At 73.6% G+C, this 17,533-nt stretch carries 17 protein-coding genes; 4 read left to right on the top strand and 13 right to left on the bottom strand.

The window, feature by feature from the left end; all coding sequences use genetic code 11:
• Nucleotides 1–3: 3 nt before the first annotated feature.
• The 4 genes from EAD89_RS17960 to dapE form a co-directional block, all read right to left on the bottom strand.
• On the bottom strand, nt 4–549 hold the full coding sequence (locus tag EAD89_RS17960; RefSeq protein ID WP_121656822.1) for a TIGR00730 family Rossman fold protein: 546 nt from the start codon (nt 547–549) through the stop codon (nt 4–6).
• Nucleotides 549–1,412, bottom strand: coding sequence for a TIGR00730 family Rossman fold protein (locus EAD89_RS17965; RefSeq protein WP_121656823.1), 864 nt, complete (start codon nt 1,410–1,412; stop codon nt 549–551). The genes EAD89_RS17960 and EAD89_RS17965 overlap by 1 nt, the downstream gene beginning before the upstream one ends.
• 107 nt (nt 1,413–1,519) lie before the next feature.
• The gene (locus tag EAD89_RS30500; RefSeq protein ID WP_158610751.1) at nt 1,520–1,672 is read right to left on the bottom strand and encodes a hypothetical protein; all 153 of its coding nucleotides are present in this window, start codon (nt 1,670–1,672) and stop codon (nt 1,520–1,522) included.
• A 95-nt stretch (nt 1,673–1,767) separates the two neighbouring features.
• Nucleotides 1,768–2,841: a succinyl-diaminopimelate desuccinylase gene (gene dapE, locus EAD89_RS17970; RefSeq protein ID WP_121652703.1), complete on the bottom strand. Its 1,074-nt coding sequence runs from the start codon at nt 2,839–2,841 to the stop codon at nt 1,768–1,770.
• 135 nt (nt 2,842–2,976) lie between these two features.
• On the opposite strand from dapE, the gene dapD reads away from it, so the two are divergent.
• Nucleotides 2,977–3,936 (top strand): 2,3,4,5-tetrahydropyridine-2,6-dicarboxylate N-succinyltransferase, encoded by a 960-nt coding sequence (gene dapD / locus EAD89_RS17975; RefSeq protein WP_121676549.1) that lies wholly within the window; start codon nt 2,977–2,979, stop codon nt 3,934–3,936.
• A gap of 50 nt (nt 3,937–3,986) precedes the next feature.
• On the opposite strand, the gene EAD89_RS17980 is transcribed toward dapD, so the two are convergent.
• A complete protein-coding gene (locus EAD89_RS17980; protein WP_121676550.1) occupies nt 3,987–7,283 on the bottom strand; it encodes a S8 family serine peptidase in 3,297 nt (1,098 codons plus the stop codon).
• Nucleotides 7,284–7,441: 158 nt separating this feature from the next.
• On the opposite strand from EAD89_RS17980, the gene EAD89_RS17985 reads away from it, so the two are divergent.
• Entirely contained in the window at nt 7,442–7,999 is a 558-nt protein-coding gene (locus EAD89_RS17985) for a sugar O-acetyltransferase (protein ID WP_121676551.1), read from the top strand.
• A 62-nt stretch (nt 8,000–8,061) separates the two neighbouring features.
• Here the strand turns inward: EAD89_RS17985 and EAD89_RS17990 are convergent, their stop codons facing one another.
• Genes EAD89_RS17990 through fdxA form a run of 5 tightly spaced genes read right to left on the bottom strand, consistent with a single transcriptional unit; the run spans nt 8,062 to nt 11,838 of the window.
• Nucleotides 8,062–8,709 carry a nucleoside/nucleotide kinase family protein gene (locus tag EAD89_RS17990; protein ID WP_121676552.1) on the bottom strand — a complete coding sequence of 216 codons (648 nt, stop codon included), beginning with the start codon at nt 8,707–8,709 and terminating at the stop codon, nt 8,062–8,064.
• Nucleotides 8,709–9,353 (bottom strand): SIMPL domain-containing protein, encoded by a 645-nt coding sequence (locus tag EAD89_RS17995; protein ID WP_121676553.1) that lies wholly within the window; start codon nt 9,351–9,353, stop codon nt 8,709–8,711. The genes EAD89_RS17990 and EAD89_RS17995 overlap by 1 nt, the downstream gene beginning before the upstream one ends.
• Before the next feature lie 10 nt (nt 9,354–9,363).
• Entirely contained in the window at nt 9,364–10,392 is a 1,029-nt protein-coding gene (locus EAD89_RS18000) for a prephenate dehydrogenase/arogenate dehydrogenase family protein (RefSeq protein ID WP_121676554.1), read from the bottom strand.
• A gap of 16 nt (nt 10,393–10,408) precedes the next feature.
• Nucleotides 10,409–11,515, bottom strand: a complete 1,107-nt coding sequence (gene dapC, locus EAD89_RS18005; RefSeq protein WP_305034187.1) for a succinyldiaminopimelate transaminase — start codon at nt 11,513–11,515, stop codon at nt 10,409–10,411.
• The gene (gene fdxA, locus EAD89_RS18010) at nt 11,512–11,838 is read right to left on the bottom strand and encodes a ferredoxin (protein WP_007464872.1); all 327 of its coding nucleotides are present in this window, start codon (nt 11,836–11,838) and stop codon (nt 11,512–11,514) included. Before fdxA ends, dapC begins: the two co-directional genes overlap by 4 nt.
• A 79-nt stretch (nt 11,839–11,917) precedes the next feature.
• Between fdxA and EAD89_RS18015 the strand changes: the two genes are divergently transcribed.
• Nucleotides 11,918–12,964, top strand: a complete 1,047-nt coding sequence (locus EAD89_RS18015) for a GNAT family N-acetyltransferase (RefSeq protein WP_121676556.1) — start codon at nt 11,918–11,920, stop codon at nt 12,962–12,964.
• Nucleotides 12,965–13,267: 303 nt separating this feature from the next.
• Here the strand turns inward: EAD89_RS18015 and EAD89_RS18020 are convergent, their stop codons facing one another.
• The 3 genes from EAD89_RS18020 to mshB form a co-directional block, all read right to left on the bottom strand.
• Entirely contained in the window at nt 13,268–13,732 is a 465-nt protein-coding gene (locus EAD89_RS18020; RefSeq protein ID WP_121652616.1) for a hypothetical protein, read from the bottom strand.
• Between the two features lie 81 nt (nt 13,733–13,813).
• The gene (locus tag EAD89_RS18025) at nt 13,814–14,248 is read right to left on the bottom strand and encodes a hypothetical protein (protein WP_121676583.1); all 435 of its coding nucleotides are present in this window, start codon (nt 14,246–14,248) and stop codon (nt 13,814–13,816) included.
• A 17-nt stretch (nt 14,249–14,265) separates the two neighbouring features.
• Nucleotides 14,266–15,192, bottom strand: coding sequence for an N-acetyl-1-D-myo-inositol-2-amino-2-deoxy-alpha-D-glucopyranoside deacetylase (gene mshB / locus EAD89_RS18030; protein WP_121676557.1), 927 nt, complete (start codon nt 15,190–15,192; stop codon nt 14,266–14,268).
• Nucleotides 15,193–15,278: 86 nt separating this feature from the next.
• On the opposite strand from mshB, the gene EAD89_RS18035 reads away from it, so the two are divergent.
• Nucleotides 15,279–17,423: a prolyl oligopeptidase family serine peptidase gene (locus EAD89_RS18035; protein ID WP_121676558.1), complete on the top strand. Its 2,145-nt coding sequence runs from the start codon at nt 15,279–15,281 to the stop codon at nt 17,421–17,423.
• Nucleotides 17,424–17,533 lie beyond the last annotated feature (110 nt).

The following is a 17,533-nucleotide window of genomic DNA, read 5'->3' on the forward strand; positions in this document are numbered from 1 at the left end:
GGGTCAGGTCAGGTGGGATTCGAGGGCGTCCAGGGCGGCGGGGACGGAGGTGGCCACGGTGAGGAGATCGAGACCGGCCGGCTTGAGGAAGTGCTGGTCGGCGAGCGTGCCGAGCCAGTCCAGCAGCGGCCGGTAGAAACCGTCGGTGTCGATCAGCACCATCGGCTTGGTGTGCAGGGCGAGGGTGGAGGTGGTCCAGACCTCGAACAGCTCGTCCAGGGTGCCCAGCCCACCGGGCAGGGTGAGGAACGCGTCCGACTTGTCGATCATCAGGGTCTTGCGGGTGGCCATCGAGTCGGTCACCAGCAGCTCGTCCGAGGCCAGGTCGGCGACCTCCAGGTCCACCAGCGCCTGCGGGATGACGCCCAGGGTCCGACCACCGGCGGCCCGGGCGCCGTCCGCCACCGCGCCCATCATGCCGACGCAGCCGCCGCCGCTGACCAGCGTGTGTCCGCGCCGGGCCAGCTCCGCGCCGGTCTCGGCGGCCAGGTCCAGCCAGCGCTGGTCGAGGGTACGGGAGGAGGCGCAGAAGACACAGATCGCCGCCATCAGCTCTCCCGCGGCCGGTCGGTCGTCTGCTCCGCGGCGGCCTGCTGGTCAGCGGCGGTACGGGCGACGGCCTCGTCGCGGACCGCCTCCTGCTCGGCGGAGAGCGTCGCCTCGGCCTCGATGATGTGCCGGACCGCCGCGTTGACGTCGTCGGTGAGGCAGATCAGGTCCAGGTCGACGGGCCCGATCTTGCCACCGGCGGCCATCGTGTCGCGCATCCAGTCGAGCAGCCCCTGCCAGTAGTCGACCCCCATCAGCACCACCGGGAACCGGGTGACCTTGCCGGTCTGCACCAGGGTGAGCGCCTCGAACAGCTCGTCCAGGGTGCCGAACCCGCCGGGCAGCACCACGAACGCCTGCGCGTACTTGACGAACATCGTCTTGCGGGCGAAGAAGTAGCGGAAGTCGATGGCCAGGTCGACCCATTCGTTGATGCCCTGCTCGAACGGGAGCTCGATGCCGAGCCCGACGGAGAGCCCGCCGGCCTCACTGGCGCCCCGGTTGGCGGCTTCCATCACTCCCGGCCCACCACCGGTGATCACGGCGTAGCCGGCCCGGGCGAGCGCGCCGCCCACCTGCTCGGCCAGGCGGCACTCGGCGGTGTCCGGGCCGCTGCGCGCGGAGCCGAAGACGCTGACCGCCGGCGGCAGGTCGGCGAGCGTGTCGAAGCCCTCGACGAACTCGGAGAGGATCCGCAGCGCCCGCCAGGCGTCCCTGGTCTTCCAGTCGTCCCGCCCGCGCGAGTCCAGCAGTCGCTGGTCGGCGGTGCTGCTCGGAATCGCCCCCCGGCGCAGCGTCACCGCGCCCCGATGCCGCTCCTGTCCGGGACCGCGGCCCGCCTCCCGCCCGTTGCTCTGGCTCATGGAGCAACCGTAGTGGTCCACCCGGCCGTTGCTGGGGCGGGTCGAGGACGCGGAGAAATAGTTCGAGATCTTGGGCAACTATTCCGCTTCCCCGTACGTCTTACTATTCACATACCGGGTATGCCCCGGCGCGCGCCTTCGGGGGAGGAGACAGCGTGATCAGCAGCAACGAGATGATCCGGATCCGTCGGCAGATGCAGCGACGGATCCGAGACGTGGTGGCCGAGCGCCGCCGCACCCGCCAGCTCGACGAACCCCATCCCCTCTCCCCCGCCGCTTCCGGAGCTGATCAAGAGGTTTGCGTCGCCGACAACGGGCCCGGCTGACGCAAACCTCTTGATCACCGGAAACGGGGTCAGGCCGGGGTCAGCCAGCGGTGCAGGGTTGCGGCGCCGTCGCGGATCTTGGTGATCTCGACGTGCTCGTCCTTGTGGTGGGCCAGGTTCGGGTCCCCGGGGCCGAAGTTCAGCGCCGGGATGCCCATGGCCGCGAACCGGGCCACGTCCGTCCAGCCCAGCTTGCCGATCGGCGCCGCGCCGACCGCCGCCAGGAACTCCTTCGCCGGGGCCGCCTCCAGCCCGGGGGCCGCGCCGGCCGCCGCGTCGGTCACGGTCAGCTCGAAGCCCGCGAAGACCTCCCGCAGGTGCGCCTCCGCCGCCGCCGGGTCGCGATCCGGGGCGTACCGGTAGTTGACCTCAATCTCGCAGTGGTCCGGGATCACGTTCCCCGCGACGCCACCGGTGATCCGGGTCGCGTTCAGACCCTCGCGGTAGTCGCATCCCTCGATCGTGATCCGGCGCCCCTCGTACTCCTGGAGCCGCCGCAGCACCTCACCGGCGGCGTGGATGGCGTTCACCCCGTGCCAGGAGCGCGCCGCGTGAGCCCGCTCACCCGTGGTCGTGACGAGGGCCCGCATGGTGCCCTGGCAGCCCGCCTCGACGACGCCGTACGTCGGCTCCAGCAGGACGGCGAAGTCCGCCTCCAGCCACTCCGGGTACGCCTGCGCGACCAGGTGCAGACCGTTGTACCGGGACTCGATCTCCTCGGCCTCGTAGAAGAAGTACGTCACGTCGTAGCGCGGCTCGGGCAGGGTCACGGCGAGGTGCAGCGCGTACGCCGTGCCGGACTTCATGTCCGAGGTGCCGCAGCCGTACATCAGGTCGCCACGCATGGTGGACGGGAAGTTGTTGTTCAGCGGCACCGTGTCCAGGTGCCCGGCCAGCACGACGCGCTGCGCGCGACCCAGGTCGGTGCGCGCCATCACCGTGTTGCCGTGCCGGTGGGTGGTCAGGTGCGGTACGCCCCGCAGCACCTCTTCAACGCAGTCGGCGATCGCCTTCTCGTTGAGGGACACGGACTCGATGTCGACCAGGGCGCGGGTCAGCGCCACCGGATCGGCGAGGACCTCGGGGGTCAGCGGGTTCTCCATGGTTCGCACGGTACCTTCAGGTCTGTCAGCGCGAGGAGTGAGCTTGCGGCCGCCTGCGGCCAGCGCGAGGAGCGAGCTTGCGAGCCCCGCCGTCGTGAGCAGAGGCCGGTCCGGCCGCGACCGAGAGGTGCAACAGTGACGTCCGCAGATTCCGCCTGGGGCATCGGCCTGGCCACTGTCACGGCCGACGAGCAGGTGCTCGACACCTGGTACCCGACCGGCAAGCTGGGCCTGGGTGAACTGCCGCTGGTCGCCGGTGAGGACGAGACGGACGTGCTCGACCTGCCGCCGGCCGCGCTCGGCGACCGGTCGCTGCCTGGTCTGCGTACCGTCCAGGTGGTCACCGTGATCGGCTCGCTGGACGACCCGATCAAGGACGCCCCGGACGCGTACCTCCGGCTGCACCTGCTCTCGCACCGCCTGGTCCGGCCCAACCAGCTCAACCTGGACGGCATCTTCGGCAAGCTGGCCAACGTGGCCTGGACCTCCGCCGGGCCGTGCCCGCCGGAGCGGGTGGACGAGCTGCGGGTGATCGAGCGGGCCGCCGGGCGCCACCTGGCGGTGTACGGGCTGGACAAGTTCCCCCGGATGACCGACTACGTGGTGCCCGCCGGTGTACGGATCGCCGACGCCGACCGGGTCCGGCTCGGCGCACACCTGGCCGCCGGCACCACCGTGATGCACGAGGGCTTCGTCAACTTCAACGCCGGCACGCTCGGCACCTCGATGGTCGAGGGGCGGATCGTGCAGGGCGTCGTGGTCGGCGACGGCTCCGACATCGGCGGCGGCGCCTCGATCATGGGCACCCTCTCCGGCGGCGGCACGGACAAGGTCCGCATCGGCGAGCGGAGCCTGGTCGGCGCGAACGCCGGCGTCGGCATCTCGCTCGGCGACGACTGCGTGGTGGAGGCGGGCTGCTACATCACCGCGGCCTCGAAGATCGCCCTGCCGGACGGCCGGGTGGTCAAGGCCCGGGAACTCTCCGGCGTCGACGGCCTGCTGTTCTGGCGCAACTCGGTGACCGGTGCGCTGGAGGCCCGGCCGCGCACCGGCCGGGGCATCGAGCTGAACGCCGCCCTGCACGCCAACGACTGACGGTCCCGCCGGGTCCGCGGCACTGGGCCGCGGACCCGACGGGGTACGCCTCAGCGCAGCCGGTACGCCTGGATGATCCGTTCGGTCACCGTGTTGCCGGCGGCGTCCCGGGCGGTGGCCCGCAGGGACGCGTATCCGGCCCCGGCGGGGTGCCGGACGGTGGCCGTCCAGCCGTGTCCACCGTGCCGGACGTGGGCGGGTCGCCAGCTCTGGCCGCCGTCGTACGAGACGTCCACGGTCAACCCGGTCACCCGTGACCCGGCGGCGCCGGGCTGCCGCTGCACCTGCACCGGGATGACCAGAGTCCGGCCGGCCCGGGCGGTGTTGGTGTCGTCGAGCGGTGGCGTGAACCGGATGGCGGACACCGGCAGGGCCCGGTGGTCCTCGCCCGGCACGTGCCGGGACCGGAACGTCCACGCCGTACTGACCTCGGTGCTGAGATCCGTGAAGCTCCGCTTCGACGAGACCTCCAGCCGGTAGTCAGCGGCACCGGGCGGCACCGTGAACTGCCCGAAACCGGGCTCCGGCCACTCGCCGACCAGCACACCCTCGCGGTACAGGGCGGTCCGATTGGTGTCGCCGTACGAGATGCCGGCGTGCCCCTCGGCGTCGCTGTGCAGCGGCACGTCCACCTGGATCTCGTCACCGAGCCGGGTGACGCCCTGCCCGGGCCAGCGCGGCGCCGGGAAGGACGGCCCGTACGGCGCGCTGTTCCAGCTCTCCCGGGTGTGCCTCCCGGGCCGGTACGCCCGCGGTTCGGCGCTCAGCGACACCTTCCGCTCCGGCCACCCCTCGTCGGTGGGTACCGAGAACATCAGCTCGGAGGACCAGCGCAGCCCGCGGGTGTTGTAGTGCTCGACCCGCTGCCCCGGCACCGCGGTGGGCAGGCCGACGGCCCAGGCGCCCAGATCCGGGTCGAGGTGCGGAAAGACCAGCCGCTCGGCGACCAGGCCCGGATAGCCGCCCCGGAACTGGTGCGTGACGCTGGCCAACTCGCGACTGCGGTAGGTCTTGTCGAAGCCGGTCGGCATCCGGCCGGGGAACTTCTCGGCGAGCGCGTACAGGTAGGGGCTGATGGCGACCTCCGGCTGCGACCACTGGCTGCTCACCGTGGCGAAGAACCGGTCACCGGAGACCGCACGACCGAGGTGCCCGGTGGACAGCCCGGTGAAATCGAGCGAGATCACGCCGAACCCGTAGGCGCCGTCGTCGGCCACCCAGTTCGCTCCGATGTCCACGAGCGCCGGCGCGGCCGTACGCTCCGGAACGGCGGTACGCACCGGCCGGGCCTTCCGGGCGTCGACGGCCACGGTGGTGTCGCGGTCGATGATCAGCTCCGGCTGGGCCAGTTGGGCGAGCCCGTCCTCGGCGAAGAGGAGGCTGACGAGTCCGTAGCGGCCCTTGGGCAACCGGGTGTCGACGGTGCCGTCCAGGTCGTACAGGTCGTAGGTGGTGAGGGTGGCCAGGTCGACGAGGACGGTGATGTGGTCGGTGGCGGCCGCACCGGTGGCGTCCAGGTGTCGCACGGTGAGCTGGTAGCTCTCCACCTCGCGGTTCACTCCGACCGGGGTGACCGCCACGGTCGTTCCGGAGCGGGCCACGATCCGCCCGGTCCAGTAGCCGTCCGTGCCGAGCCGGGTGTCCGCGGTGACGGTGGTGCCCGCGGTGCCGCCGGCGGGCACGGTGACCTGGCTCGCGCCGAGGGCGAACATGCCGGCGGGCGCCGGCTGACCGTCCGGGCCGGTGACCTCGAGCGTCAGGTCCAGGGTGAGCGGGGCCGGGCCGTCGTTGCGCCAGTCGACCTCGCGCGTGATCGGGGTGTCGTCGCCGTGCGGCCAGGCCGGCTGGCCGAAGGCGACGCTGACCGGGTCGCTGACCACCTGCTGGGTGATCGCCCGGGCCACGTCGACGCGGCCGGCACCCTGCTGGAAGGCGGTCTGCGCCGGGTGCGGCTTCGCCGAGGCCATCAGCGTGGCCTTGAGCTGGCCCGCCGCCCAGCCGCTGTGCTGTTGGGCGAGCAGCGCCACCGCGCCGGTGACGTGCGGCGCGGCCATCGAGGTGCCCGAGATCGAGACGTACGCCTCCCCCACCGCGTCGCCCAGCAGCGTGCCTTCTCCGCGGGCGGCGACGATCTCCACCCCCGGGGCGGTGATGTCCGGCTTCAGCCCGCCGTCGCCCACCCGGGGACCCCGGCTGGAGAAGTCGGCCAGCGCGTCGTCACGGTCCACCGCGCCCACCGAGAGGGCGGCGTCCGCGGTGCTCGGCGAGCCGACCGAGCCATCCGTGCCGTCGTTGCCGGCGGAGATCACGAAGAGCGCGCCGGTCTGCGCGGTGAGCGACTCGACCGCCGCCTCCAGCGGGTCGACGTCGGGCGTGTCCCGACCGCCGAGGCTCATGTTGATGACGTCGGCGTGCTGGTCGACGGCGGCCCACTGCATGCCGGCCAGGATCGCCGACTCCGGGCAGCCGCCCTCCTCGCAGACCTTGCCGGCGAGCAGCGTGGCGTCCGGGGCGACCCCCCGGTACTTCCCTCCGGACGCGGCACCGCTGCCGGCGATGATCGAGGCGACGTGGGTGCCGTGACCGACGGTGTCCCGGGTGTCGGTGTCTTCGGTGAAGTTGCGGGCCTCGGCGACCCGGCCGGCCAGGTCGGGGTGGCCGGCGTCGACACCGGTGTCCAGCACCGCGACGCGGACCCCCTGGCCGGTGAAGCCGGCCTGGTGCGCGGCTGGCGCGCCGATCTGCGGCACGCTGTGGTCGAGGGTGACCTGTCGGCGACCGTCGAGCCAGATCCGGTCGGCACCCCCCGCCGTGCCGACCCGGGCGCCGGCGCCGGTGAGCGCCGTCCAGACCGCCGCGACCCGCTGCTTGTCCGCCCTCGCGGCGACACCGCCGATGGCCGGCAGTTGTGTGGTGACGGTCAACCCGGCGGGAGCGGCGGCGCTCCGGCGGGCGCCCGCGTCGCCGGTCACCAGCACCGGCAGATGGTCACTGCGGGCGTCGTCGTACCCGGCGGCGATCAGCCCGGTCACGTCGAACAGCCGCCGGTCGACCCGGCCGTCGCGGATCAGTGGCAGGGCGTCCTGCGGCAGCACCGTGAGGTGGCCGTCGTCGCGGGTGGTGAGGAAGCGGATGTCGGTACGCCCGGGGCCGGGACGCACGGCGGCGGACCCGGACCCGGTGACGGTGACCCGGTCCCCGGTGAGCAGGGTGACGGTGGTGGTCGGAGACGCGGCGTCGGTCGAGGTGCGCCCGACGGCGTCCGGGCTGGTGGCGGTGGTCGGCGGGGCTGCCACGGCGACTGCCGGACTGCCCAGCATGAGGGCGACCACGGCGGCGGCGGCCATTCTGCTGCTTCGATGCAACGGATCCTCCTCGATGGAGCGTCGTTACGGATAGAGACGCATTGACCACCGTCAGAGTTGCATACCGCGTATGCATAAGGAAGTCCAAAAAATGACGGACCAGCCAACCCCTACCCGGTCGGAACGGCATCATCGAGCGGGTGACTTCCATGAAGGACCGAATGCTCGCCGGCGAGCCGTACCTGGCCGACGATCCCGAGATCGTCGCTGACCTGGACCAGGCCGCCCGGCGAATGGAACGCTTCAACACCAGCTCGGCCACCGACGAGGAGGCTCGCCTCGCAGCGCTGCGCGAGCTGCTCGGCGAACTGGGCGACGGCACCTGGATCCGCCCACCGTTCTACTGCGACTACGGCTGGCAGATCCGGATCGGGCCACGCAGCTTCGTCAACTACAACGCGGTGTTCCTCGACGTCGCCGCGATCACCCTCGGCGCGGACGTCCAGGTCGGACCGAACGTGCAGTTGCTCACCCCGACGCACCCGGTGGAAGCCGGGCCGCGCCGCGACAAGTGGGAAGCGGCCAAGCCGATCACCATCGGCGACAACGTCTGGCTCGGCGGTGGCGCGATCGTGCTGGCCGGGGTGACGATCGGCGCGAACACCGTCGTCGGCGCCGGCGCGGTGGTGACCCGGGACCTGCCCGCCAACGTGCTCGCGGTCGGCAACCCGGCCCGGCCGGTCCGTCAGCTGGACTGATCAGCACAGCCCCGAGGCGACGCGAGCGGCCCGTTCTGCCGGGTCGCCGGGGCCAGCGCGGGTCAGGGCGAAGGCGGCTCAGGCAGGCGGACCACCAGGTCGGCGCGGCCGGCGGTGCCCGTGACCAGAGAGGCGTTCGCCTCGTCGGTGCCCAGCGCCCAGGCCCGCGCCTGCTCCGGCGACCGCCCGAACGCCTCGTGCCGCGCGGTCAGCCGGCGCTGCCGCAGCTCGGCGTCCAGATCGAGGAACCAGGCCTCGTGGAGCAGGGACCGGATCTCCTGCCACGGGAAGTCCGGCAGCAGCAGATAGTTGCCCTCGGTCACCACCAGCCGGACCGACGGCGGCGCCTCGATCGCCCCGGCCACCGGCTCCTCCAGGTCCCGGCGGAACTCCGGCGCGTAGACCGAGGTCGGCTCCAGCCGGTGCAGTCGGCGCAGCAGCGAGACATACCCGTTGGCGTCGAAGGTGTCCACCGCGCCCTTGCGATCGGCGCGCCCCAGCCGGACCAGCTGCGACTGCGCCAGGTGGAAGCCGTCCATCGGCACCAGCCGGGCGGTCGGACCGACCCCGGCAACGATCTGTTCAGCCAGCGTGGACTTCCCGGCGCCCGGCGCGCCGGCGATGCCCAGCAGCTGCCGCGGACCGGCCTCAGCCAGCGTCCGCGCACGCGCGACCAGCTCGTCGACCGAGAGCACCCGGGCCGGCGGCATCAGCCGAGAACCGGGTCGCTGATGGTGAACCGCGCCTGCACGGCCGCCTGCACGGTCTGTGGCTGAGGGTCCAGCTCCAGCTCCAGCTCCGGCCCGCCGCCGCCACCGTCGTACGCCGCCCGGGCGAACATCGGCCGGTCGCCCGGGCCGGCGTCGGCCAGCTCGATCAGCGCGGTGACCCGCGCGCCCAGCGCCTCGGCGTACTCCCGGGCGCGCAGCAGCGCGTCGGTGATCGCGGCGTGCCGCGCCTCGCGGTGCGCGGGGCTGTCCGGGCGCAGCTCCCACCAGGGACCGGCCACCTCGACCTGGTCCTGGTCGGCCAGCCGGAGCATCAGTTCACCGAGGGCGGTGAAGTCGGTGACGGTGACCGTGGTGGTGACGCTGCCGTGCCAGGCCACCACCCGCTCGCCCGAACGCCGGGTCTCCGGTCGGACCCGCAGGTCGCCGGTCTCCCGCCGGGCCACGACCGGCTCGGAGCTGTCGAGCAGCACCCGGACGGCGGCGGCGCGCTCGGCCAGCCGGGTCAGCGTGGCCTCGCGATCGCGGTCCCGGGCCGTCGCGGTGACCGCGAACCGGGCCAGTTCGGGCGGCACCTCCCGGTACGCCTCGCCGCGCACCTGCACCACCGGGCCGTCTGCCGCCATGCCCCTGAGCCTAGTCAGTCACCGGAAGCCGTGCCGTGTAGGCGACGGTGCCGGCGTCGACCCGGCACCCGGTCAGGTGGCCACCGGCGTCGCCCAACTCCCGCAGCCAGGTCACCTCGGCGGCATGATCACCGTCGGCCGGGAACGTCCGGTCCCGCGTGGCGTACCGCCGGTCGAGCAGCGCCGACCGGGCGGCGGCGGCCTCCGCGTACCGGGCGGTGAGCGCCGCCGCGTCGCCGGCCCGCAGCGCGGCGGCCAGCCCGTCCAGGAACGCGCTCACGTCGGCCAACTCGTGCAGCACCCGGGCGCGGTTGCCGAGCAGCATGTTGGCGGTCCGCTCCGCCGGGGTGCCGGCGACGCGGGTGCCGTCCCGGAAACTGCCCGCGGCGAGCGCCAGCACCGCGTCGCGCAGCGGCGCCCGCTGCGCCGCCCCGGCCAGCGCGCCGGCGAGCAGGTGCGGCACGTGCGAGGCGAGCGCGGCCGCCGAGTCGTGCGCCGACGCGGACATCGGCACCACCCGGGCACCGAACAGCTCCACCAACAGCCCCGTCAACCAGCGGAAGCCGGCCGTCGCGGCGCCGGGCGCCGGACACAGCACCCAGGCGGCACCGGCCAGCAACGTCGTGGAGGCGGCGCCCAGGCCGGCGGACTCCGCGCCGGCCATCGGGTGCCCGGGCACGAACCGGTCGGTGAGCCCGAGCCGGTCGGCCGCCTCGGCCACCTCGACCTTGGTGCTGCCGACGTCGGTGAGCACGCAGCCCGACGCGGTGGCGGCGGCGACCCGGGCCAACGTCCGGGGCAGGGTGGGCAACGGACCGCCGAGGAAGACCACGTCCCGGCCGGCCACGGCCTCCTCGAGCGTGTCGGGTGCGGCCACGCCCCGGGCTCGGGCCTGCGCACGGGTCGCCGGGTCGGGATCCCAACCGGCCACGTCCAGGCCGGCGTCGGCCAGGCGCAGCAGCACCGAGCCGCCGATCAGACCGGTGCCGACCACCGCCGCCCGCACTCCGGCGTACCGGGTGGTCCCGCCGTCGGTCATGGCCGGTCGCCCGGGGTCAGGCCCGCAGCCGGTCGGCGACCGCGGCGACGTGCTCGTCGGACTCGGTCAGCGCCACCCGGACGTGCTGGTTCCCGGTGGGGCCGTAGAAGACGCCGGCCGCGACCAGGATGCCCCGTCGGGCCAGCCAGTCGACCGTTTCCCAACAGTCCTCACCACGGGTGAGCCAGAGGTAGAGGCCGGCCTCCGAGTGCTCGACCGTGAAGCCGGCGCCGGTGAATGCCGCGGTCAGCACCGCACGCCGGGCGCGGTAGCGCTCCCGCTGCTCGTCGGCGTGCCGCTGATCCTGCAGTGCGGCCACCATGGCCGCCTGCACGGGCGCGGGCACGATCATGCCGGCGTGCTTACGGACCTTCAGCAACTCGGCGACGAGCGCCGGGTCACCGGCCACGAACCCGGCCCGGTAGCCGGCGAGGTTGGACCGCTTGGAGAGCGAGTGCACCGCGAGCACCCCGTCGTAGCTGCCGCCGCAGACCTGCGGGGACAGCACCGAGACCGGTTCGGCCGACCAGCCGAGCGGCAGGTAGCACTCGTCGCTGGCCACCACCGCGCCGCGTTCCCGGGCCCAGTCGACCACCTTGCGCAGGTGCGCCGCGGGCAGCACACGCCCGGTCGGGTTGCCGGGCGAGTTGACCCAGACCAGCCGGACCCGGGAGGTCGGCCCGACCGCGGTGAGCGAGTCGGCCCGGACCACGGTGGCTCCGGCCAGCCGGACCCCCGCCTCGTACGTGGGATAGGCGATCGACGGCACCACCACCACGTCACCCGGACCGATGCCGAGCAGGGTCGGCAGCCAGGCGACCAGTTCCTTGGAGCCGATGGTCGGCAGCACACCGAGACCATCGACCCCGGCGCCACAGGCCCGGGCGACCCACGCCGCGATCGCGTCCCGCAACGCCGGGGTGCCGGCGGTCAGCGGGTAGCCGGGAGCGTCGGACGCGTCGGCCAGCGCCTGCCGGATCACCTCGGGCACCGGGTCGACCGGCGTACCCATGGAGAGGTTGATCAGGCCCTCTGGGTGCGCCGCGGCCAGGGTGGCCGCGGCGGCCAGGGTGTCCCAGGTGTACTCGGGCAGCCGCGACGAGACCGGCGCGGGCCCGTTCAGTGGCCCTCGCCGCGCGGCGGCTGCGCGGCGACGAAGGTGGCGTCCTTCTCCACCTTGCCGATCTTCGAGGCGCCACCGGGCGAGCCCAGGTCCTCGAAGAACTCGTAGTTGGCGCCGGTGTAGTCCTTCCACTGCTCCGGGACGTCGTCCTCGTAGAAGATCGCCTCCACCGGGCAGACGGGCTCACAGGCACCACAGTCGACGCACTCGTCGGGGTGGATGTAGAGCATCCGGTTGCCCTCGTAAATGCAGTCGACCGGGCATTCCTCGATACATGCCTTGTCGAGCACATCCACGCACGGCTCGGCGATGATGTAGGTCACCGGTCTTCTCCTCCGCAAGACACGCCGCGATCTCCCGCGACGGTTAGAGCCTAGTATCTCGCCGGGGAGGGGGTCGATCGTGCTCCGACAGCAGGATGTGGGACACCGGATAGTGGTCCGCCGGATTGTGGGGATTCGCGAAGGCCGCCCGCTCTTCTCGGATGCCCTCGGCGAGCTGGTGGAGCTGAGCGAGACTCATCTCACGCTGGCCACCGCGCAGGGCCAGCTGCGGGTCCCGGTGGCGCAGGTGCACCGGGCCAAGCGGGTGCCGCCGACCCGCCGACCGACCGCCGCCGCGGTGGTGGCGCTCGAGCGGGCGGCCGACGAGGCCTGGCCGGCACCGACGCGGGGTCGACTCGGCGACTGGCTGCTGCGGTCCGCCGACGGCTGGACCGGGCGGGCCAACTCGGCGCTGCCGATCGGCGACCCGGACCGGCCGCTGCCGGCGGCGGTGGACGCGGTCGAGCGCTGGTACGCCGAGCAGGGCCAACCGGCGCTGATCAACACGCCGCTGCCGCTCGCCGCGCCGGTCGGCGCCGAGCTGGACAGCCGCGGCTGGGGCAGCCGCCCGCCGACCCTCGTGCAGACCGCGCCGCTTCCCCTGCCCGCCCAGGACACGGCGGTCGCCAGGAACGGATCAGCCGTCGCGGGAGCCGGCGTCGAGCCGGTCACCGGGGCGGACGTCGAACCGACCTCCGGAGCCGGCGCTGAACCGGTCCCGGGAGCCGACATGGAGCTGGTGGCCGCGCCGTCCGCGGCGTGGCTCGCCATCGCCGCAGGTCGCAAGGGCGGCCTTCCGGACGCCGCCCGGCACGTGCTCACCGCCGTGGACCAGGTCCGCTTCGCGCACGCGTACGCCGACGGCACGCTGGTGGCGATCGGCCGGGGCACGGTGACCGGCCAGGGCCGCTGGCTGGGGCTGAGCCTCGTCGAGGTGCTGCCCGAGGCGCGCCGTCAGGGGCTGGCGCGGGCGGTGATCGCGGCGCTGGCCGACTGGGGCCGCTCGGCCGGCGCCACGCACGCCTTCCTCCAGGTCGAGCAACGCAACACGGCGGCGGTCGCGCTCTACCAGCGGCTCGGGTTCACCACGCACCACACGTACCTGACCCGGGTCGCCCCACACTGACCCCGACCGCCGCCGCACACCGACCTCCACCGCACACCGACCTCCGCCGCGCACCGACCGCGGCGGCGGATGCCCTGCGGCTTGATCGACTCGACTTCGCCGATATCGGGGTGTCCAACGGCCCGGGATACCGCCATATCGGCGAAAGCGAGTGGATCAACCCACGGACGGCCCGCCCAGCACGCGGACGACCCGTCGGCACGCGCACGACCCGTCGCAACACGCACGACCCGTCGACACACGCTCGGCCTGGTCGGCACGCGCCCAGCCTGGCCGGCGCGCGCCCGGGTCGGCCGGCGGTGGTCAGCGGCGGACGACCCGGCGCGGCTTGGCGGCCTTGACCTCGGCGTACCGCTTGAGCTGCTGCGAGCGGTGATCGAGCCCGAGCGCGGTGAGCACCAGGTACCCGATCAGCACCCCGGCGCCGCTGGCGAGCAGGTAGAGCCAGATCTGGGCGAAGAACGTGCCCGCCCCGTCGGCGAACGGGTTGTAACCGACGAGCAGCGGCCCGACCAGCACGGTCAGGGCCATCGCCACCAGCACCGCGACCGTCACGTCGCCCGCCCAGGCGGCCAGCGGCCGACGACGCCCCCAGCGGAAGGCGACCACGACCAGGATCAGCCCGATCACCACGAACATCGCCAGCGTCACCCGGTCGGCGACGGTGTCGTCACCGTCGAACCAGAGCCGGATGATCAGCCGGGCGACCACGTTGACCGCGAACAGCGCTCCGGCGAGCACCCCGACGTCACGCCACCGTCCGTCCATCGCACGACCTCCTGCCGTACGCCCCGTTGCGGGGCCTCATCCCTGGCAGGAATATCTACCACCCGTACCTGGGTGGCGTCATCAGCCGCCGAGTGTGGGCGTAGGGGCGAGGATCTGCCGGAAGCCCATCACCGCGAAGGTCATCGCACCGGCCACGATCATGGCCAGGCCGACCCAGTTGTCGCCGGCCAGCAGCAGGTCGCCCTCGCTGGTCCGGACCGAGGCCACCGCCATCAGCACGAACCACGGCACCGCGGGCAGCGCCACCGCCCACCGGCGGCCGACCGCCTCGTGCGCGAACCAGCTCAGCGCGATGTTGGCCCCGACGGCGAGCAGCGCCGACACGCCGATCAGCTGCCCGCCGACGCGAACCGTGGAGAGCAGCAGCTCCAGCACCCCGGTCAGCACCCCGGCCAGCACCACGACGATCGCGCCGGCCAGCCGCAGACCCAGGTCCAGCAGGCGCGGAGGCGGCCCCGCCGGAGGCGGGGCGTCCTGGCCTTTCACGACCGACATCGGGGCGGCGGGCAGGCTCACCGGAGACCGGCCCCGGCGACCGAAAGCCGGTCCGGGGCGCTCTCGTCAGGCAGCCCGGCGAAGAGGTCGTCCTCCCAGCCGTACGGGCCGGCGCCCGGGCCCTTCTCACCGACCGCGAGCGTGAAGAACTCCACGCCCATGAACTCGCCCCCGAAGTTGCCCGCGATCGAGTAGAGCCAGGAGGTGGCCGGGATCTGCGTGGCGTGTGCCCGCATGGCGGCCTCCTTCGCGGTGTGCTGGTCCGTCGCGTCGATCCGGGCGGCGATCTCGTCGTCGGGGGTACCGAAGGGCAGGTCGGCGATGTCCTCGATGCCGGCGAACGGGTTGTCCGAGGATTCGGCGAAGTGCGTGAGGCCGGCCTCCAGCACGCTGCGCGGCATGGCCGTCCAGTAGACCTTGGCGGGGGCGCAGCCCTCGGCGGCGGCCAGCTCGACGGCGCGCATCGCCACCCGGTGCGCCTGAATGTGGTCGGGGTGGCCGTAGAAGCCGTTCGGGTCGTACGTGATCAAGACCTGCGGGCGTACCTCCCGCATGATCTCCACCAGGTGCCCGGCGGCCTCGTCCAGGTCGGCCTGCCAGAAGGCGCGGGGGTGCTCGTTGGTCGCGAGCCCCATCATCCCCGAGTCGCGGTAGCGGCCGGCGCCGCCGAGGAAGCGGTGGTCGGCGACGCCGAGCGCGGCGCACGCGGCAGCCAGCTCGGCGATCCGGTACCCACCGAGCTGGTCGGCCTCGGCGGCGGCGAGCTGCGCCAGAGCCGGTACGTGGATCTCGCCCTCCTCGCCGAGGGTGCAGGTCACCAGCGTGACGTGCGCGCCGGCGGCGGCGTAGTGGGCCATCGTCGAGCCGGTGCCGATCGACTCGTCGTCGGGGTGCGCGTGGACCAGCAGCAGGCGGCGGTCGGGCAGGATCGTCACGACGGTCACTCTAACTGGCGGTTCCGGTCGGCAGCCGCCAACGCGTCCGCCCAGGTCGGCCACATCACGCCGGGCACGGCTCTACGATTTGGGCTGTGGACTTTCCGGAGCTGGCCGCCCGCACCCGCCGGTTCAGCCACGGCGCGCCGCGTGCTGTCACCGTGGCCGAGGACGGCTCCCGAGTGATCTTCCTGCGCTCCGCCGGCCCGGAGGATCCGGCGGACGCGCTCTGGCTGCTGGACGTGGCCACCGCCGAGGAGCGGCTGGTCGCCGACCCGGCCACCCTGCTGGGCGCCGACAGCGACCCCCGGGCCCTCTCCCCCGGTGAGCGCGCGCTACGCGAGCGGCTGCGGCTCAGCGCCGCCGGCATCGGCTCGTACGCGCTGGACGCCGCCGGCCGGGTGGCGGTGTTCGCGCTGGCGGGCCGGCTGTTCCGGGCCGACCTGGTGCACGGCGACGTGGTCGAGGTGGCCACCGTCGGCCCGGTGCTGGACCCACGGCCGGACCCGACCGGGCGGCGGCTGGCGTACGTGACCGACGCGGCCGAGGGCGCCCGCCGGGGTGAGCTGCGGGTGATCGACGCGGACGGCACCGACACCCTGCTGGCCGGTGAGGACGCCGGCGTGAGCTGGGGGTTGGCCGAGCACATCGCGGCCGAGGAGTTCGGGCGGTTCCGGGGTTACTGGTGGGCGCCGGACGGCGGCTCGGTGCTCGCGGCCCGGGTCGACGAGTCCCGGCTGGACCGCTGGCACCTGCACGATCCGGCCGAGCCGTCGAGCCCACCGACCGCTGTCGCGTACCCCCGGGCGGGTGGGCCGAACGCGGAGGTCAGCCTGCACCTGTTGGACCTGGACGACGGCTGGGTCGACGTGCACTGGGACCGGGAGACCTACCCGTACCTGACCGGGGTCAGCTGGGGCGAGGGCAGCCCGCTGATCACCGTGCTGCGCCGCTCGCAGCAGCACGGGCTGGTGCTGGCGGTGGACCCCCGGACCGGTGAGACGCAGGTGCACGCCGAGCTGGCCGATCCGCGCTGGGTGGAACCGATCGCCGGCACACCGGCGCACCTGCCGGACGGCCGCGTGCTGGTCGGTGGCGAACTGGCCCACGACGGGTACGACGCGCGGTGCCTGTTCGCCGACGGCACCCTGCTCACCCCGCCGTCGCTGTACGTGCGGCGGGTGGTGGGTCGGCTGCCCGCCGGCACCGGCCCAGCCGACCTCCTGGTCGAGGCGAGCGACGGCGAGCCGAGCGAGCGGCACCTGTTCCGGGTCCGCACCACCATCGGCGGTGGGGTGGACGCCCGCCGGCTCACCACCGACTCCGGTTGGCACACCGCCGCCGTCGGCGGGGACGTGCTGGCGGTCGGGGTCGCCTCGCTGGACCACGCCGGGGTGCGGTGGACGGTCCGCCGCGGCGACCAGGAGCTTGCCGAGCTGCGGTCGTTGGCCGCCACCCCGCCATATTCGCCGTTGCCGCTGCTGGAGCGGGTGACCGACCGGCGGCTGCCGGCGGCGGTGCTCTACCCGGACAACCACGTGACGGGCCGGCGACTGCCGGTGCTGCTGGACATCTACGGCGGGCCGGGGCACCAGGAGGTCGTGGCGGCCCGGGCCGCGTGGCTGGAGCGGCAGTGGTGGGCCGACGCCGGGTTCGCGGTGGTCACCATCGACAACCGGGGTACGCCGGGGGTGGCACCCTCGTTCGAGAAGGCGATCCACCGGCGGGTCGCCGACGTGATCCTGACCGACCAGATCGACGCGCTGACCGCGCTCGCCGACAAGCATCCCGACCTCGACCTGGGCCGGATGGGGGTGCGCGGCTGGTCGTTCGGGGGCTGGCTGGCCGGGCTGGCGGTGCTGCGTCACCCGGAGCTGTTCCGATGCGGGATCGCCGGCGCCCCGGTGACCGACTGGGCGCTGTACGACACCGCGTACACCGAGCGCTACCTCGGGATGCCGGAGGACGGGGCGGACATCTACGCCCACCATTCGCTGGTCGAGTTGGCCGCCGAGCCGGTCACCGGCCCGGACCAGGCCCGGCCGTTGCTGCTGGTGCACGGCCTGGCCGACGACAACGTGGTGGCCGCGCACACGCTCCGGCTCTCGGCGGCCCTGCTGAACACCGGCCGGCCGCACGCCGTGCTGCCGCTGACCGGCGCCACCCACATGGCCGCGAACGGCACGGCCGAACGCCTGCTCCCCCTGGAGCTGGACTTCCTCCGTACCCATCTGGGATGAACCGTCGCGTTGGCGGAACCCCAGGGCAAACCGCCGCGTCGCGGTCGCCCGTCTTGAGGCGGGCGCGGGCGGGGTCGATCAGGCGCGCCGCACGGTGTTCGACCGGAAGC

Source organism: Micromonospora sp. BL4 (genome assembly GCF_003667505.1).
GTDB lineage: Bacteria > Actinomycetota > Actinomycetes > Mycobacteriales > Micromonosporaceae > Micromonospora.

Coding starts and splice junctions, on each gene's coding strand:
- EAD89_RS17960 (WP_121656822.1), bottom strand. CDS start 549: ATGGCGGCGATCTGTGTCTTCTGCGCCTCCTCCCGTACCCTCGACCAG.
- EAD89_RS17965 (WP_121656823.1), bottom strand. CDS start 1,412: ATGAGCCAGAGCAACGGGCGGGAGGCGGGCCGCGGTCCCGGACAGGAG.
- EAD89_RS17990 (WP_121676552.1), bottom strand. CDS start 8,709: ATGCCGCCGGCCCGGGTGCTCTCGGTCGACGAGCTGGTCGCGCGTGCG.
- EAD89_RS17995 (WP_121676553.1), bottom strand. CDS start 9,353: ATGGCGGCAGACGGCCCGGTGGTGCAGGTGCGCGGCGAGGCGTACCGG.
- EAD89_RS18020 (WP_121652616.1), bottom strand. CDS start 13,732: ATGGACGGACGGTGGCGTGACGTCGGGGTGCTCGCCGGAGCGCTGTTC.
- EAD89_RS18000 (WP_121676554.1), bottom strand. CDS start 10,392: ATGACCGACGGCGGGACCACCCGGTACGCCGGAGTGCGGGCGGCGGTG.
- EAD89_RS18025 (WP_121676583.1), bottom strand. CDS start 14,248: ATGTCGGTCGTGAAAGGCCAGGACGCCCCGCCTCCGGCGGGGCCGCCT.
- EAD89_RS17980 (WP_121676550.1), bottom strand. CDS start 7,283: ATGGCCGCCGCCGCCGTGGTCGCCCTCATGCTGGGCAGTCCGGCAGTC.
- EAD89_RS30500 (WP_158610751.1), bottom strand. CDS start 1,672: ATGGGGTTCGTCGAGCTGGCGGGTGCGGCGGCGCTCGGCCACCACGTC.
- dapE (WP_121652703.1), bottom strand. CDS start 2,841: ATGGAGAACCCGCTGACCCCCGAGGTCCTCGCCGATCCGGTGGCGCTG.